Below are 13,707 nucleotides of genomic sequence, written 5' to 3' on the forward strand. Positions count from 1 at the left end.
GGTGGACCGGATCTCCGGGAGGCCGGGCACCGGCAGGGCCGGAGGGGGCCGCGCATGGAGGAACACCAGCCCTACGACCCCTACGCCTTCACGCCGTTCGCGGTCGCCGTCGACCTGGCCGTCTTCACGGTCAGGGACGGGGCGCTGCACGTCCTGCTGATACGCCGGGGTGAGTCGCCGTACCGGGACGCCTGGGCGCTTCCCGGCGGATTCGTCCGGCCCGACGAGTCGGCCGACGAGGCCGCCAGGCGCGAACTGGCCGAGGAGACCGGTCTGTCCGGGGAGACGGCCGCCGCGCTCCATCTGGAGCAGCTGCGGACGTACAGCGAACCCCGCCGCGACCCCAGGATGCGGGTCGTCTCCGTCGCGTACGCCGCGCTCGTACCGGATCTGCCGGAGCCGCGGAGCGGCGGTGACGCGGCCCACGCCCAGTGGATGCCGGCCCGCACGGAGCGCACGCTCGCCTTCGACCACACCCGGATCCTGGCCGACGCCCACCGCCGGATCGGCGCCAGGATCGAGTACAGCTGCCTCGCCGCCTCCTTCTGCCCGCCGGAATTCACCCTCGGCGAGCTCCAGCAGGTGTACGAGACGGTCTGGGGCACCGTGCTCGACCGCCCCAACTTCCGCCGCAAGGTACTCGCCAGCCCGGGTTTCGTCGAACCCGTGCCGGGCGCCGCGCGGCTGACGGGCGGCCGGGGCAAACCGGCCGCCCTCTACCGGGCGGGCCCCGCCACCGCTCTGCACCCACCTCTGCTGCGCCCGGAAGGACGACCAGAATGAGCACCGTCAGCCGTACCGGCCGAACAGCCACCGCCACCAGCCGGGCCGCCACAGGAGCCCTCACCGGACTCGCCATCGGGGACGCCCTGGGCTTCCCCACCGAGTTCGACGACGTACCGTCCATCCTCGCCGCGTGCGGGCCCTGGCGGGAGATGGAGCTGCCCCGCCCCGCCCTGGTCACCGACGATACCCAGATGACCCTCGCGCTGGGCCGGGCCCTGCGGACCGTCATGGACCGCGGGGTGCTCGAACCTTCGGCGATGGAGCCCGCGGTCCGGCAGGAGTTCGTCGGCTGGTACCACTCGCCCGAGAACAACCGGGCGCCCGGGAACACCTGCCTGACCGCCTGCGGGCTCCTCGACAGCGACCGGCCCTGGCAGCAGGCCAGTCAGGTGCACTCCAAGGGGTGCGGAGCCAATATGCGGGTCGCGCCGCTCGGTCTCGTACCCGGACTGAGCACCGAACAGCGGGCGGGAGCAGCCCAGTTGCAGTCGGCCCTCACCCATGGCCACCCCACGGCGCTGGCCGCGAGCGATCTGACCGCCCACGCCGTGTTCCTGCTGGCGCAGGGGGCCGAGCCGACCGGTCTTGCCGGACAGCTGCGCTCGTACGCCATCGAGAACCGCACCCGCTACCACGAGCGGTGGCTCGGCGGCCTCTGGGCGTACGCGCAGGACGCCGGGGACGCGACCCCCGCCCACTTCATGGCGCGCGGCTGGGACGACTGCCTCGCCGCCCTGGACCGGCTCGTGGCGGCACTGCGCACACCCTCGCCCGAGACGGACCCCTGCCTGGCCACGGGGGACGGCTGGATCGCGGAGGAAGCCCTCGCCACCGCGCTGCTCTGCTTTCTGCTCTTCCCGGACGAACCGCTCCTGGCGGTGCGCAGGGCGGCCTGCACCCAGGGCGACTCGGACTCGATCGCCTGTCTGGCGGGGGCCTTCGCGGGTGCCCGCCTCGGCCCCGGCGCCTGGCCCCGGGAGTGGGCGGAGCGGATCGAGTACCAGGGCGAACTGCTGGCGCTCGGGGCGCTCTGGGACACCTGAGCCGGGACACCTGGGCCGGACACCTGGGCCGGGATGCCTGGGCTGGGACACCCGAGCGGTCACTGAGCGGAGGGCCGCTCCCGCCGGGACACCCGAGCGGTCACCGCGTGGCGGGCCGCTCCGGCCGGAGCGCCGAGTCCCGGCGGGTCCGGAAGAGGAAGTCCCCGACCCGGGCGGTGTCCGGTTCCGCCGGCAGCGGGGTGCGGGCTGCGGCCTGTTCGGTCTCGTCGGCGAGGCGGGACATCCGCCGCTCGATCTCCGGCCAGGCCACCTCGCCCCGCCGGACGGCGAGCAGCGGCTCCCGGGCGTCACCGACACCGATCACCAGCTCGCCGGTACGGAGCAGATCGCGGCAGCCGGTCATCAGCCGCAGCAGATGCATCGCGTGCTTCCAGCGCGGGGCGCCGTACTGCCGTACGTCCGCGGCCAGCTTCTTCCGCTGGCCCAGCGCGTACCGGGTGAAGGTGCGGTGGACCTCACGGGAGAGGAACGCGCCACGCAGCGAAAGGAGTTCGCGGCCGGTGGCGTCGGTGTGCTCGACGAGCGGCGAGTGCAGGCACTCCAGGATGTTGGGATTGGCGCGCAGGGCCAGCTCGCAGAAGCGCTCCAGCTCCCAGGAGAACTGCTCGTCCGCCGGGCCCTCCACATGGGTCGGCGGTTTACCGAAGCTCCAGAACAGCGGGGTCGGTGCGAGGAAGACCCCGCGGCGGTCCGTGTCGCTGTCCCCGGTGGCCAGGCCGAAGGCGCGTGAACCCATCACACAGGAGTAGACGGTGTGGTCGCGGACCAGATCGGCGTGGGTGAGCTGCATGCCGAGAGGCTAAGGGCTGTCCGTAATCCCTGGTGGATCAGCGCGCGGCGTCAGATGCGGTGCATCGCAAGGCGGAGGGGCGTCCGCATACTGGATGTATTCGGGCGTCCCGACAACGCGGCGAGGCGCCGTAGCTGTCGTCGTGCGCCCGCCAGGGATTGCGGGACAGCCCTTAGGCGAGGTCCGGCGGGCCGCCGAGTGCTTTTCCCGGCGGGCCCGGGTCCGGGCCCGCCCGGTCCGGCCCCCGGGCCTGCCCCCGGTCCCGGCCTGTCCCCGCACCCGTCCCCGTCTCGCAGGGCGGGCGCGGGAGGCCGGATGTCCGTACGGCTGACTACTCTGGGCGGAGCCGGTGCGGCAGACGCGCGGCGGAGGTTTCACGGGAGCGAGGAGCGGGACGTGGCGGTACGAGCGGTCAGGGGAGCGGTCCAGCTGGAGCGGGACGAGGCCGGACACCTGGAGGACCAGGTCGCCGCCCTCCTCACGGCCATCCTGGAGCGCAACGGGCTCGCCGCCGACGACCTCATCAGCATCTGGTTCACCGCCACCCCCGATCTGCACAGCGCCTTCCCCGCGGCGGCGGCGCGCGGACTCGGCATCGTGGACGTCCCGCTGATCTGCGCCCAGGAACTGGACATCGCCGGGGCCATGCCGCGCGTCGTGCGGATCCTCGCGCACATCGAGAGCGATCTGCCCAGGTCCGAGATCACCCATGTCTATCTCGGCGCCGCCGGGGCCCTGCGCAAGGACATCGCCCAGTGAGAACCGCCCTCGTCATCGGCACCGGCCTGGTCGGCACCTCCGCGGCACTCGTCCTCGCGGCCCGGGGCGTCACGGTCCACCTCGTCGACCACGACGAGGCCCAGGCCCGTACCGCTGCCTCGCTCGGCGCCGGCACCGACGCACCGCTCGAAGGGCGGGCCGACCTCGCGATCGTCGCCGTGCCGCCCGCCCATGTCGCGGCCACCCTGGCCGACGCGATCGGCCGCGGCGCCGCCCGCGCCTACCTCGACGTCGCCAGTGTGAAGAGCGGGCCGCGCCGCGAGCTGGAGGCGCTCGGCTGCGACCTGGCCCAGTACATCGGCACCCACCCGATGGCGGGCAAGGAACGGTCCGGCCCGCTGGCGGCGACCGCCGACCTCTTCGAGGGGCGCCCCTGGGTGCTCACCCCGACCAGGGACACCGAGACCGAGGTGCTCAACCTCGCCCTGGAACTGGTCGCGCTCTGCCGGGCGGTGCCGGTGGTGATGGACGCCGAGGCACACGACAGGGCCGTCGCCATGGTCTCGCACACACCGCAGCTGATCTCCTCGATGGTCGCCGCCCGCCTGGAGCAGGCCGACGAGACGGTCGTACGCCTCTGCGGCCAGGGCATCAGGGACGTCACCAGGATCGCCGCGTCCGACCCCCGGATGTGGGTGGAGATCCTCTCGGCCAACCCGGGCCCGGTGGCGGACGTCCTGACCGGCGTCGCCGACGACCTGGACGAGACGGTACGGGCGCTGCGCGCCCTGCAGTCGGCCGACGACGAGAAGCGGCACACCGGGGTCACGGGCATCGAGTCCGTACTGAAGCGGGGGAACGCCGGCCGGGCCCGGGTGCCGGGCAAGCACGGGGCCGCACCGGCCGCCTACGAGGTCGTGGCCGTGCTCATCAGCGACCAGCCGGGCGAGCTGGCCAGGATCTTCGCGGACGCGGGCCGGGCCGGGGTCAACATCGAGGACGTACGGATCGAGCACGCGACGGGACAGCAGGCCGGTCTGGTGCAGCTGATGGTGGAGCCGAGCGCGGCCCCCGCACTCGCCGCCTCGCTCCAGGAGCACGGCTGGTCGCTGCGCCAGTAGCGGTGTGCGGTCCGCTTCGGCCGGGGGCCTGGTTCCGCCCTCCCGCGGCGGCCCCCGCACATGCCGCGGAGGCCGGGCGGGGCGCCGCCGCCGGACGGCGTAACGGGACGGTCGCCCCAGCCAGTAACCTTGTGCGGGGCGCACCGGCGTCCCGCACATACCGCCCGTGAAGCAGGAAGGTGCCCGTCACCGTGGAAACCGCCGCCCGGAACACCCCGGCAGCAGTGATCGTCGCCATCGACGGCCCCTCCGGCACGGGCAAGTCCAGCACGTCGAAGGCGGTCGCCGCCAAGCTCGGGCTGAGCTACCTGGACACCGGCGCCCAGTACCGGGCGATCACCTGGTGGATGATCAGCAACGGGGTCGACGTGCAGGACGCGGCCGCCGTCGCCAACGCGTCGGCCAAGCCCTCCATCGTCTCGGGCACCGACCCGGCCGCCCCGACCATCACGGTCGACGGCGCCGACGCCTCGGGCCCCATCCGCACCCAGGAGGTCACCGCCAAGGTCAGCGCGGTGAGCGCGGTCCCCGAGGTGCGGACCCGTATCACGGAGCTCCAGCGGGACATCGCGGCCTCGGCCGTGGGCGGCATCGTCGTCGAGGGCCGCGACATAGGGACGACCGTCCTCCCGGACGCGGACCTCAAGGTCTTCCTGACCGCTTCCCCCGAGGCGCGGGCCGCCCGCCGCAGCGGCGAGCTCAAGGGCAGCCAGGCCGCCGGCCTCGCCGCCACCAGGGACGCCCTGGTCAAGCGGGACGCGGCCGACTCCAGCCGTAAGACGTCGCCCCTCGCCAAGGCGGACGACGCGGTCGAGGTGGACACCACGGAGCTGACCCTTCAGCAGGTCATCGAGTGCGTCGTCACCCTCGTCGAGGAGAAGCGGGCCGCCAGGTGACACCACCCGGGCCACGCGGTGCCGCGGTCGGGCGGGGCATCGGCATCGGGCTGATGTACGGCCTGTGGCGGCCCCGCGTCCTGGGCGCGCGGCGGGTCCCGGCGAGCGGCCCGGTCATCATGGCCGTGAACCACTCGCACAACATCGACGGACCCATGCTGATGGGAACCGCACCCCGGCCGGTGCACTTCCTGATCAAGAAAGAGGCGTTCACCGGTCCTCTCGACCCGTTCCTGCGCGGAATCGGTCAGCTGAAGGTGGACCGGACGACCGCCGACCGTACGGCGGTCACGGACGCGCTCACGGTGCTCGCGGGCGGGGGAGTGCTCGGGATCTTCCCCGAGGGCACCAGGGGCGAGGGCGACTTCGCCTCGCTGCGCGCGGGACTCGCGTACTTCGCGCTGCGCGCCGGGGCGCCCATCGTCCCGGTGGCCGTGCTGGGCAGCACCGAGCGCGCCGGACGCCTCGTCAGGGCGCTGCCGCCGCTGCGCAGCAGGGTCGACGTGGTGTTCGGCGAGCCCTTCGACGCGGGCGACGGCAGCGGACGGCGTACCCGCAAGGCGCTGGACGAGGCCACCGTACGGATCCAGCAGCGGCTCACCGGCCACCTGGAAAGTGCCAGGCGCCTCACCGGGCGCTGAGCGAGACTTGAGTAGTGGACCGCGCAACCGCGGTCCATCGATGACGCAACAGAGGAACGGACTTCATGAACGACCAGCACGACCACGGAGCGCTCGGCGACGCCGAGTACGCGGAGTTCATGGAGCTCGCCGCGGAAGAGGGCTTCGACGCCGAAGACGTCGAAGGCGCTCTTGAGGAGGCCTCGCACGGCCCCCTGCCCGTCCTCGCCGTCGTCGGCCGCCCGAATGTCGGCAAGTCGACCCTGGTGAACCGCATCATCGGCCGCCGCGAGGCAGTCGTCCAGGACAAGCCGGGCGTCACCCGCGACCGCGTCACCTACGAGGCCGAGTGGGCAGGCCGCCGCTTCAAGGTCGTCGACACCGGCGGTTGGGAGCAGGACGTCCTGGGCCTTGAGGCCTCGGTCGCGGCCCAGGCCGAGTACGCCATCGAGGCGTCCGACGCCGTGGTCTTCGTGGTCGACTCGACGGTCGGCGCGACCGACACCGACGAGGCCGTCGTGAAGCTGCTGCGCCGGGCGGGCAAGCCCGTGGTGCTCTGCGCCAACAAGGTCGACGGGCAGAGCGGCGAGGCCGACGCCAGCACGCTCTGGTCGCTCGGCCTCGGCGAGCCGCACCCCGTCTCCTCGCTGCACGGCCGCGGTACCGGCGACATGCTGGACGCCGTACTCGAAGCGCTCCCCGAGGCACCGGCGCAGACCTTCGGGACCACGGTGGGCGGCCCGCGCAGGATCGCGCTCATCGGCCGTCCGAACGTCGGGAAGTCCTCCCTGCTCAACAAGGTCGCGAAGGAGGACCGGGTCGTCGTCAACGAACTGGCGGGCACCACCCGCGACCCGGTGGACGAGCTGATCGAGCTCGGCGGCATCGTCTGGAAGTTCATCGACACGGCGGGCATCCGCCGCCGGGTGCACCTCCAGGAGGGCGCGGACTACTACGCGTCGCTGCGCACCGCCGCCGCCGTCGAGAAGGCCGAGGTCGCCGTCGTCCTGATCGACGCCACCGAGTCCATCAGCGTCCAGGACCAGCGCATCGTCACCATGGCTGTCGAGGCCGGCCGGGCGTTGGTCCTCGCCTTCAACAAGTGGGACACCCTCGACGAGGAGCGCCGCTACTACCTGGAGCGGGAGATCGAGACCGAGCTCGGCCAGGTCGCCTGGGCACCCCGGGTCAATGTCTCCGCCCGCACCGGGCGCCACATGGAGAAGCTGGTCCCGGCGATCGAGACGGCCATCAAGGGCTGGGAGACCAGGGTCCCGACCGGCAGGCTCAACGCGTTCCTCGGCGAGATCGTCGCCGGGCACCCGCACCCGGTCCGCGGCGGCAAGCAGCCGCGCATCCTCTTCGGCACGCAGGCCGGGACGATGCCGCCGCGCTTCGTCCTCTTCGCCTCCGGCTTCCTGGAGGCCGGCTACCGGCGCTTCATCGAGCGCAGGCTCCGTGAGGAGTTCGGCTTCGAGGGGACGCCGGTCCACATCTCGGTCCGGGTGCGCGAGAAGCGCGGCCGCAAGAAGTAACCGGACGGGCGGCAGGACCGGCGGGTGCCACCGGTCCGGCAGTCGGTCCGGTACCGCCCCGCACGGGCCCGCCCGTCAGAGACCCCGGCGCGGGCCGGGCGGCAGCGCGGGCCGGGAGTGCCCCGGGTTGTGCTGCCGCTGCCAGCCCCCGGGGTTCTCCGGCGGGCGCTGTCCGCCGCTGCCGCCGTGGTAGGTGCCGCTTCCGTGCATCCCGGTGCCGAACGCCGTGAAGCCGGTGTGCTCCTCGTTGCTCCGGTCGCCGGGGAGCGTACGGAACGATCTGCGGTACTCGGAGTAGAGCGCGTCGTAGATCGGTGTGGCGGAACGGGGCCCCGCCGGGTCCTGGGACGGACGCATCGCGGGGATCGGCGTCTGGTACGGCTGGCGGCTCGGCTCGTATGGGTGCACACAGGGGCCAACGACCCCGGGGCCCATCGGATGCGGGGACGCGGGCGAGAAGTGCGGATTTTCCCGTACGAACATGCCGATAACCCCCCGGGCCGGAGAGGGCGGGGGGAAGGGCATCGGGTCTCTCAGGTGCCGGCCAGCGGCAGAGCGGCGGCCACCAGCGCGCCGCGCATGGCGGCCCGCTCCAGCGCGTCACGCAGCAGGTCCTCGCGGCCCTGCTGTCCGATCGAGCCCGCAGGGGCCGCGAAGACCAGCACCGTGTGCGACCTGTTGGCCGCCGTGCGCCAGCCGTCGGTGACATGGAGCGGCTGGTGCGCCTGCCACCAGGAGACCGGGCTGCCGCCGCCGGTGCCCGGCTGGAGGATGGCGTGCAGCTGTCCCATGGCGAGCAGCACGGACCAGCCCGGCAGCGCGCGGGGCACCTGCTCCAGATCGGCGACGGGCAGGAAGCCCTGCTCGGTGAGGAGCTGCAGGAAGTCGTCGCCCGTGCCGGTGGAGCCGGGCCGGACGACCGGCGCGGTCGGCTCGACGACCAGCGCCGGGTGGAGTTCGCCCTGGATCAGCACGAGACCGCTGGTGATGCCGAGCACCGCCTGCTCCGGCGCGGCCGCGACCGGAGGGGACTGCGGGGCCTGCTGCCGGGGCTCGGCGTCCTCGCCCGTGATGCTCCGCACGGCGCCCTGGAGCTGCGTCTCGGCGACCTTCACGACCTGTGAGGGGATGCAGGTGGCGTGGGCGAAGGCGAGCACGGCGGTCTCGTCGCCGACGAACAGCACCGTGCTGGTGCGCTCCTGCTCGGAGTCTCCGGGGGTACGGCAGGAGGTGCAGTCGTAGCTGCCCGGGGCGTTCTCCCCGGCGAGCAGGAGATCGGCTTCTTCGTCGCCGATCTCGGCACGTACGTCCTGGCTGACGTCGAGCATGCGCGGCACGGATGGCTCCTCGAACTCGGTTCGTGCGCCGGGCAGTTCCCGGCCGACAAGAGAACAACGGGAGACCGGCTTCCGGGGTCACGCGTAAAGGCGTACGGAAATGGGCCGGGCGCCGGGGGTGGCAGTGCCGGGCGGCAGTGCCGGGGTGCGGCGCCGGGCTGTCTTCGGTGACGGGCGCCTGGTCCGCCGACCGGGTGGGGCGGCCGCGGTCCTTCGCGCGGCACGATCATCATCTGATCCGCTCTGCTTAACGTGGCCCGATGCCGACCCCTCGTGTGTGGCCCGCCGCCCTGCTGGCCCTGCTGATCGCCCTGGCGCCGTCCGGTGCGCACGCCGCCCGGCCGCCCGCGGCAGGGGTCCCCGCGCGGGCCGGCGCATCCGGGCCGCTGCCCTGCACCGGTGACCAGCGGCCCTGGGGATGTATCGCCGCGTGCGAGAGCGGTGGCCACTGGGACGCCAACACCGGCAACTCCTTCTACGGCGGGCTCCAGATCCTCCAGTCGACCTGGGTCGAGAACGGCGGTCTCGCCTACGCCCCGCGGGCCGATCTGGCCACCCGTGAGGAGCAGATCACCGTCGCGGAGCGGATCCTCGCCACCCAGGGCTGGCGGGCCTGGCCGGTCTGCTCCAGGCGGTACGGCTTCCACGACCCGGCGGGCCGGGTCCATGTCGTGAGGCCCGGCGAGACCCTCAGCTCCATCGCCAGGCACCACCGGGTCAGGGGCGGCTGGTCCGCGCTCTACCGGACCAACGCCCGTACCGTCGGCCCGCACCCCGACCGGCTCGCCGTCGGCACCCGGCTGGCGCTCCCGGCCGGGACCGGGGCTCCGCCGGAGCGGCCGGCGGGCGCCGAGTAGAGTCCCTTCGCACGGCAGTCGCGGGGGAGCCCCGGGACACCGGGGGCGCCGGGGTGCCGCGGTCCCGGGCACACGGCGGCGACGCGGGGGACACGACGGCGACATGCACATTACTTTCATGCTCCACAACGCCTACGGCATCGGCGGCACGATCCGTACCACCTTCACGCTGGCCGGGACGCTGGCCGAGCAGCACGACGTGGAGATCGTCTCCGTCTTCCGCCATCTCGACCGGCCGACCCTGGGCGCCCCCGACGGCGTACGGATGAGCCATCTCGTCGATATGCGCAAGGGCAGCCCGTCGTACGCGGGGGACGATCCGCTCCACGCCCGGCGGGCCACCGTCTTTCCCCGGGGCGATCACCGCCACCGCCAGTACAGCCGGCTCACGGACTCACGGATCGCCGGGTACCTGAAGTCCCTGGAGGCCGACGTGATCGTCGGGACCCGGCCAGGACTCAATGTGCAGATCGCCCGCCAGGCGCGGCGCGGCCCGGTCCGGGTCGGCCAGGAGCACCTCACGCTCGACAGCCACAACGCCCTGCTGCGCCGCGAGATCGGTTACCGCTACGGCCTGCTGGACGCCGTCACCACGGTCTCCGAGGCCGACGCGCACGCCTACCGCACCCGGCTGGCCGTGCCCGGTCTGCGGATCGACGCCATCCCGAACAGCGTTCCCGAGCCGCGTCTGCCAGTCTCCGACACCACGGCGAAGTGGGTCGTGGCGGCGGGCCGGCTGACCGAGACGAAGCGGTTCGACCTGCTGATCCGGGGCTTCGGGCAGGTGGTGTCCGTCCGCCCGGACTGGCGGCTGCGGATCTACGGCAGCGGCGACGCCAGCGGCAACGAGAAGAGCGCCCTGCGGGCCCTGATCGAGGAACTGGGCCTGTACAACCATGTGTTCCTGATGGGCCCGGCCAACCCCATCGAGTCGGAGTGGGTCAAGGGCTCGGTCGCCGTGGTCACTTCGCGGCTGGAGTCCTTCGGCATGTCGCTCGTCGAGGCGATGCGCTCGGGCCTGCCGGTGGTCTCCACCGACTGCCCGCACGGTCCCCGCGAGATCATCAGCGACGGCGCCGACGGGCGCCTTGTCCCCGTGGGAGACACCGACGCCATCGCCGCCGCCCTGCTCGAACTGATCGGGGACGACGCCCTGCGCGGCGCGATGGGAAAGGCCGCACGCGAGAGTGCGGCGCGCTTCGACCCCGCGCCGGTCGCGGCACGGCACGAGGCGCTCTTCACCGAACTGGCCGCCCGGCACGGCGGCGGACCGCCCCGCGGGCCGCTGGCCGAGGGGCTGCTGCGCGCCCGTGGCACGGCCGGGAGCGGAGCGTACGGACTGCGGCACCGGATATCCGGTGCGGTGCGAAGGAGGAGGGCCGCATGACAGGGACCGGTGAGGACCGGCTGCCGTACGCAGTCGACTGCACGGCGGGCGCCGACGGAACCATCGGCTTCGCGGTGACGGCGGCCGGGCCGACGGGGCTGGTGCTGAAGCGGCGCAAGTCAGGCGACCGGGTCAGGCTGGCGCTCACCGAGTCGCCGGACGGCCGGCCGTCCGCGGTGCTGGACGCGGCGTACATGCTCGGTGAGGGCCGCTGGGACATCTTCGTGGAGGACGGCGCGGCCGGTGAGCAACGGGTCGAGCCGGGGCTCAGGGACCTGCGGAAGCTGATCGCCCGCACACCGGCGCCCACGGCCACACGCGTGGTCGCCCGTGTCCCGTACCGCACGGCCGACGGCATGCTGGCGCTCCGCTGCTGGTCGCGCGCCCCGCACGCGGAGGCCGGTGAGCTCACCGTACGGGAAGGCGCGCTCACGCTCCGGGGACAGCTGTACGGGGTGGTGCCCGGCCCGGACGCGGTGATCGAGGCGAGGCTGCGCGGCGCCCCGGGGCAGGTGCACCGGGAGCCGGTGCGGGCCGGCGGCGACGGGGAGTTCAGCTGCACGCTGCCCTACGGGCCGCTGGGGGGCGGGGACGGCGCGGAGGAGGCACGGTTCTGGGACCTCTGGCTGCTTGCCGGGGACGCGGAGCGGGGCGGGCGGGGTGCGCGGATCAGCCGGATCCTCGACGACATCGCCGACCGCAAGTCCGTTTTCGTCTACCCCGGTTCACCGTGCACGGGGGGTGCGGGGCGGGCCGCCACGGCCACGCCGTACTACACGGTGGACAACGACCTCAGTGTGCGGATCGATCCTCCGAAGCGCTGAGGAGCGGGGTATCCGGGTGGTGCGGATTCTGTAGGGAATTCGTGAACCAGCCGCGTTCCTGTTATTTTGGCGCGGGCTCTATTCACCGGAGAATTCGACGTTCGCGTGCGGCCTGGTTCCTGTGATATCGCGGGTGTCAATTACTCCGCTGCCGGCCTTCTGCGCAATGACGATTCGACAGGGGTGATACACCCCTTCGGGTGACGGGGCGCGGCCGGACAGGTGTCTTGATGCTGTGACAGAAGCGTGACAGGCCACGGATGCCGCCGTGGTGCGGAGACGGTTCGTGGAAGGGATCCTTCCGGTCTTCCACCGTCTTGGCGGGGGGCCTACGGTGGGTGTCATGGCACCCATTCCGACCCCTCCCGTACAGCCCGACGACGCCCCCGACAGCTATGTGGGCCTCGATGAGGAGCGCGCCGGGCAGCTGGCCAGGGAACGCGGCTGGTCCACCGTGCGAGCGCTGCCCACGGGCACCGTCATCACCATGGAGTTCCAGTCGGGCCGGCTCAACTTCGAGGTCGACGGGGGGAAGGTCGTCCGCTGCTGGCCGGGCTGATCCCCGCTTCCACCGGGGCAGGGCACCCACCCGCGCCCGCGGTACGCGGACGAAGGCCCCGGCCGGGGAGAGATCCCTGGCCGGGGCCTTCGTGCTGCGGGGGAGTCTGTGCGTACCGCCCCGGGGTCAGGTGGAGCCGCCGGGCACCGGGCGGGTCTGCCCGGTGCGGGGGGTGCGGTCGGAGTGCGGGGGACGGCGGCTGCCGGCCGGTGTGACGGGGGTGCGCTCCGAGCGCGGGGCGTGGGTCCGCTGGAGCGTGGTGGGGTGGGTGGCGCTTCGGGGGGTACTGGAGCGCCCCGCGATGCTCACCGGCTCCAGTGGCTGGCCCGCCTCGTCCGGGCCCTCGGCCCGGGGGTGGCCGTGCGGCAGCAGTACCGGCTGGACATCGGCCGGTACGGGCACGGGCGCGGCGGGCCCGCGGGAGGCGCGGAACCTCTCGCGCGCCGCGAAGACCGCGGTCTCGGTGCGGCCGATCAGCGGCTCGAACCAGGGCAGGGCCAGCAGCACCAGCAGCCCGGCGGCCCAGCCGAGCAGGACATCGCTCAGCCAGTGCGTACCGAGGTAGACCGTGGTGGCTCCGACACCCAGGGCCAGTGCGGCCGAGCCCACCGAGAGCCAGCGCCTGGCCAGCGGGGTGGTGGCCAGATACGCCAGGATTCCCCAGGTCACGACGGCGTTGGCGGTGTGTCCCGAAGGAAATATATCGCCGCCGGCGAAGAGCTCGGCCGAACCGATCTGGGTGGCGTAGTGCGGCCCGAGGCGGCCGAGGCCGAGCTTGACGGCGCCCACCGTGACATTCAGCAGCAGCAGGGCGGCGCCGAGGGTCAGCAGGGGTCTCAGGGTGTGCTGCCGCCAGGAGCGCCAGCCGAGCCAGGCCGCGACCATCACCGCGGTGGGCCCGCGCTGGCCGAGCACCACGAAGTAGTCGAGGAAGGCGTGCAGCTGCGGCCACTGCTGGTAGGGCCGGAAGAGCATGACCTTCCAGTCCAGCTCCACGAGCCAGGACGTGGTCAGCACGGCGACGACGATGGCCAGATAGAAGGCCAGCGTCGAGCCGAGCAGGGCGACCCGGTGCCGGCTCATCCGCGGGATCTCTAGCTTCGGCGGTTCCGGCTCCCGGTCCAGACGGGCAAAGATTCGGTCGATACGCACTCAATCGACGTTACAGCGGGTGAGTGACAGGGCTGGCCGATCCGGTCTCTTTGTGATGA

The 13,707-nt window shown here is 73.0% G+C and carries 15 protein-coding genes; 11 read left to right on the plus strand and 4 right to left on the minus strand.

Going from position 1 to position 13,707, the window contains the following annotated elements:
* Positions 1-54 precede the first annotated feature (54 nt).
* Both ACWGKJ_RS24065 and ACWGKJ_RS24070 read left to right on the plus strand, forming a co-directional pair.
* Positions 55-783: an NUDIX hydrolase gene (locus ACWGKJ_RS24065; RefSeq protein ID WP_385029544.1), complete on the plus strand. Its 729-nt coding sequence runs from the start codon at positions 55-57 to the stop codon at positions 781-783.
* Complete coding sequence (locus ACWGKJ_RS24070) at positions 780-1,829, plus strand: ADP-ribosylglycohydrolase family protein (protein ID WP_385029541.1); 1,050 nt, start codon at positions 780-782, stop codon at positions 1,827-1,829. The genes ACWGKJ_RS24065 and ACWGKJ_RS24070 overlap by 4 nt, the downstream gene beginning before the upstream one ends.
* Positions 1,830-1,929: 100 nt before the next feature.
* Here ACWGKJ_RS24070 and ACWGKJ_RS24075 read toward each other — a convergent pair whose 3' ends face one another.
* Positions 1,930-2,640 (minus strand): nucleotidyltransferase domain-containing protein, encoded by a 711-nt coding sequence (locus ACWGKJ_RS24075; RefSeq protein WP_385029538.1) that lies wholly within the window; start codon positions 2,638-2,640, stop codon positions 1,930-1,932.
* 396 nt (positions 2,641-3,036) lie between these two features.
* Here ACWGKJ_RS24075 and aroH point away from each other — a divergent pair, with 396 nt between their 5' ends.
* The 5 genes from aroH to der all read left to right on the plus strand — a co-directional run bounded on the left by aroH (position 3,037) and on the right by der (position 7,532).
* Positions 3,037-3,399, plus strand: coding sequence for a chorismate mutase (gene aroH, locus ACWGKJ_RS24080; RefSeq protein ID WP_385029535.1), 363 nt, complete (start codon positions 3,037-3,039; stop codon positions 3,397-3,399).
* Positions 3,396-4,481 (plus strand): prephenate dehydrogenase, encoded by a 1,086-nt coding sequence (locus ACWGKJ_RS24085; RefSeq protein WP_385029532.1) that lies wholly within the window; start codon positions 3,396-3,398, stop codon positions 4,479-4,481. The genes aroH and ACWGKJ_RS24085 overlap by 4 nt, the downstream gene beginning before the upstream one ends.
* Positions 4,482-4,660: 179 nt before the next feature.
* Entirely contained in the window at positions 4,661-5,377 is a 717-nt protein-coding gene (gene cmk / locus ACWGKJ_RS24090) for a (d)CMP kinase (RefSeq protein ID WP_385029529.1), read from the plus strand.
* A gap of 53 nt (positions 5,378-5,430) precedes the next feature.
* Positions 5,431-6,018, plus strand: coding sequence for a lysophospholipid acyltransferase family protein (locus ACWGKJ_RS24095; protein WP_385029577.1), 588 nt, complete (start codon positions 5,431-5,433; stop codon positions 6,016-6,018).
* A gap of 65 nt (positions 6,019-6,083) precedes the next feature.
* On the plus strand, positions 6,084-7,532 hold the full coding sequence (gene der, locus ACWGKJ_RS24100) for a ribosome biogenesis GTPase Der (RefSeq protein ID WP_385029526.1): 1,449 nt from the start codon (positions 6,084-6,086) through the stop codon (positions 7,530-7,532).
* A 75-nt stretch (positions 7,533-7,607) separates the two neighbouring features.
* On the opposite strand, the gene ACWGKJ_RS24105 is transcribed toward der, so the two are convergent.
* Positions 7,608-7,889, minus strand: a complete 282-nt coding sequence (locus ACWGKJ_RS24105) for a hypothetical protein (RefSeq protein ID WP_385029523.1) — start codon at positions 7,887-7,889, stop codon at positions 7,608-7,610.
* A gap of 176 nt (positions 7,890-8,065) precedes the next feature.
* The gene (locus ACWGKJ_RS24110) at positions 8,066-8,869 is read right to left on the minus strand and encodes a hypothetical protein (protein WP_385029520.1); all 804 of its coding nucleotides are present in this window, start codon (positions 8,867-8,869) and stop codon (positions 8,066-8,068) included.
* A 260-nt stretch (positions 8,870-9,129) separates the two neighbouring features.
* Between ACWGKJ_RS24110 and ACWGKJ_RS24115 the strand changes: the two genes are divergently transcribed.
* The 4 genes from ACWGKJ_RS24115 (at position 9,130) to ACWGKJ_RS24130 (ending at position 12,496) form a co-directional block, all read left to right on the plus strand.
* A complete protein-coding gene (locus ACWGKJ_RS24115) occupies positions 9,130-9,726 on the plus strand; it encodes a transglycosylase family protein (protein ID WP_385029517.1) in 597 nt (198 codons plus the stop codon).
* 103 nt (positions 9,727-9,829) lie between these two features.
* The gene (locus ACWGKJ_RS24120) at positions 9,830-11,113 is read left to right on the plus strand and encodes a glycosyltransferase family 4 protein (RefSeq protein WP_385029514.1); all 1,284 of its coding nucleotides are present in this window, start codon (positions 9,830-9,832) and stop codon (positions 11,111-11,113) included.
* Positions 11,110-11,937, plus strand: coding sequence for a transferase (locus ACWGKJ_RS24125; protein WP_385029511.1), 828 nt, complete (start codon positions 11,110-11,112; stop codon positions 11,935-11,937). Before ACWGKJ_RS24120 ends, ACWGKJ_RS24125 begins: the two co-directional genes overlap by 4 nt.
* Before the next feature lie 343 nt (positions 11,938-12,280).
* Positions 12,281-12,496, plus strand: a complete 216-nt coding sequence (locus tag ACWGKJ_RS24130; RefSeq protein ID WP_385029508.1) for an I78 family peptidase inhibitor — start codon at positions 12,281-12,283, stop codon at positions 12,494-12,496.
* A gap of 126 nt (positions 12,497-12,622) precedes the next feature.
* On the opposite strand, the gene ACWGKJ_RS24135 is transcribed toward ACWGKJ_RS24130, so the two are convergent.
* On the minus strand, positions 12,623-13,648 hold the full coding sequence (locus ACWGKJ_RS24135) for a phosphatase PAP2 family protein (protein ID WP_385029505.1): 1,026 nt from the start codon (positions 13,646-13,648) through the stop codon (positions 12,623-12,625).
* Positions 13,649-13,707 lie beyond the last annotated feature (59 nt).

It is taken from the genome of Streptomyces sp. NPDC054757, from assembly GCF_053612185.1.